The organism is Paracoccus aeridis (assembly GCF_004923205.2).
In the GTDB taxonomy this organism is placed as follows: domain Bacteria; phylum Pseudomonadota; class Alphaproteobacteria; order Rhodobacterales; family Rhodobacteraceae; genus Paracoccus; species Paracoccus aeridis.
The window spans coordinates 1-1,343 of the sequence record NZ_SELD02000039.1 but is presented as its reverse complement, the minus strand read 5'-3'; the positions used below and the strand labels follow the sequence as shown (position 1 = coordinate 1,343).

Genomic DNA, 1,343 nt, shown 5'->3' with positions numbered 1-1,343 from the left:
CAGGCTGCTGATTTAGTCAGGACTGGGCGGAACGTTTTCCTCGTGGTCTGGCTTGGATGCCGACTGGGTAGTCGTCGATTTCCTCCACGCCTGGTCCCTTGGGCATTCTTCTTCCTCTATGCCCCCAGAAGCCGTGGCAACCGGGCCAGGTTGCTGGCGGCCATTGTCAGGATGAAGCGCGACCTCACCCGTTCAACGCCACGATAGACGGTCTGGGCCATGCCGCCGATGGTCTTGGCCCAGCCGAAGGGCTCCTCGATCCGCTTTCGATGCTTGATGGACAAGGCATAGCCCTTGTGTCGAGTGGTTCGTCCGTCGATTGCGGAATGCCGCGCTTTTTGGGCGACATGCGGAGTGACGCAGGCCCCGCGCAGATCGGCCACGAAGCCAGCGGCATCATAGGCCTTGTCAGCGCCCACCGTCAGTTTCCGGGTTGAGCCTGGGGAGTGACGATGCAGCATATCGAGCGCAGCCTTCCGTTCGGCATGGCCATCGGCCTGGGTCAGGTCGCCCTGAACGATCAGTCCATTCCGGTTCTCCATCAGAGCATGCCCCATGAAGCAGAGCACGGCACTCGCGCCGGGGGCTTTCTTGTAAAGCCGCGCCTCCGGGTCGGTCGTAGAGGCATGGGTCGCGTTGGAGCGCTTCTCGCCTTTGAAGTCGACCTCGGCATTTCGGCTGCGATGGGTGGTGCGGGGCATCGGGGCAATCTCGGGGTTGGTCTCGGCAGTTTGATTGTCGGGGGTGTCACCATGGGCGGGCGGACCGCCAGGGCCCTCGTCGTCGGGCGGCGTGCCCTCTGCCTTGGGCTTGAAGCTTTTCATCGACGCCCAGGCCTTGATCAGCGTGCCGTCGACCGAGAAGTGATCATCCGACAGGAGTGGCGCCACTTCGCGATGGGCCAGGATCGCCGCCATGACCTTGCGCGACATCTCGGTCGTCAGCAGCCGGTCGCGGTTCTTCGAGAACACCGTTGGCACCCAGACCGCATCATCGATGCCCAGACCCACGAACCAGCGGAACAAGAGGTTATACTGCATCTGCTCTATCAACTGCCGCTCGGAGCGGATCGAGAACAGGATCTGGATCAGGCTGGCCCGGATCAGCCGCTCCGGTGGGATCGAGGGGCGGCCGAAATCAACATAAAGACGGTCGAATTCATCATCGAGGCTGGCGAGCGCGTCATTCACGACCTGTCGGATCTTGCGCAAAGGGTGCCGCGCAGGGATGCGGTCCTCAAGATCAACATAGCTGAACAGCGACCCGCTCGTCTCGTCCGCTCCGCGCATGATCACTCCCACTGTCTTCCTGCCAGCGATGAATCATGTTCTGCAAACTACGTC

1 protein-coding gene is annotated in these 1,343 nt (G+C 62.0%); it reads right to left on the bottom strand.

All coding sequences use genetic code 11. The annotated features are described in order from the left end of the window. Positions 1-116 precede the first annotated feature (116 nt). Positions 117-1,289 carry an IS5 family transposase gene (locus ELI80_RS12285; RefSeq protein ID WP_136652220.1) on the bottom strand — a complete coding sequence of 391 codons (1,173 nt, stop codon included), beginning with the start codon at positions 1,287-1,289 and terminating at the stop codon, positions 117-119. Between the last annotated feature and the right edge of the window lie 54 nt (positions 1,290-1,343).